1 protein-coding gene is annotated in these 685 nt (G+C 42.3%); it reads right to left on the bottom strand.

Annotated features, from left to right (window positions below):
* Window positions 1-21: 21 nt before the first annotated feature.
* Window positions 22-685 (bottom strand): lysophospholipid acyltransferase family protein (locus tag ACFIO5_RS12030; protein WP_375705534.1); only part of this gene is annotated, 664 nt, incomplete at its 5' end.

Here is a 685-nt window from a genome sequence, read left to right on the forward strand (position 1 = left end):
ACCGTGAGAGCAAATGGTTAATTACCTCTCAATTTTTTGCAGTGATTTAAGTTCTTGAAGCCTTTTTATAGCGGAAGGAGGCATAGGGGGAGGGCTCGGATCTTTAGATGCTCGTAAAAGCAATTCATCACAGGTTTTTTCTGTTTTTTGGATGAGTTGGTCTAGAAAATCACGCTTGCTTAAACCTGGGTCTATGGGGGGAAGAATGCGAACGCGGATTGTTCCAGGATAGCGGCGAAAATTGCTACGTGGCCAATATAAGCCGGCATTGTGTGCAATGGGAACAACTTGAAGTCCCAATTCATGATAGAGAGCAACAATTCCTGATTTATAATCTGGTTCTTGACCTGGTTGTCGACGCGTTCCTTCGGGGAAGATCAGAATTTGACGCCCTTGTTTTGCTTTTTCTTTTGCTTTTTGTATGATGGTTTTCAAAGCTTTAATGGGCGTTGTTCGGTCAATTGGAATAATTTGCGTTTTTGCCATATACCAGCCAAAAAATGGAATCCACGTTAATTCACGTTTTAGGATAAGAGCCGGGTCTTCAAAATAGGGGACAAGGCTAAAGGTTTCCCACGCAGATTGATGCTTTGGAGCGATGATGTAGGCTCCTTTGGGGAGGGTTTCTAAACCTTCGATTTCATAGTTTGTGCCTGCAATGTATTTTTGCAAAAAAAGTGTGACA

Source organism: Bartonella sp. AA86SXKL (assembly GCF_042196885.1).